Source organism: Shewanella sp. SACH (genome assembly GCF_001887095.2).
Lineage (GTDB): Bacteria > Pseudomonadota > Gammaproteobacteria > Enterobacterales > Shewanellaceae > Shewanella > Shewanella baltica.
The window spans coordinates 1-223 of record NZ_MPDG02000042.1 but is presented as its reverse complement, the minus strand read 5'-3'; the positions used below and the strand labels follow the sequence as shown (position 1 = coordinate 223).

The window sequence follows — 223 nt, the reverse complement described above, 5'->3', positions numbered from 1 at the left end:
GCAACACCGTGGCGATCACCAGCATTACCGATGACACCGGCGCCTCGGGCAGCGACTTCATCACCAACGACAACACCTTAGTGTTCAACGGCACGGTCGATTTGGGTGACAACAGCACCTTGGCCGTCACCATCAATGGCGTGGTCTACACCACTGCCAACGGCTTGGTGATTGATGCCAGCGGTAACTGGAGCATCGACTTAACCGGCACCACCTTGGCCGA

General features: G+C 57.8%; 1 protein-coding gene. It reads left to right on the top strand.

Annotated elements, in window-relative coordinates:
* On the top strand, nucleotides 1-223 hold a 223-nt coding region (locus BM607_RS21700; RefSeq protein WP_249269626.1), incomplete at both ends, for an Ig-like domain-containing protein.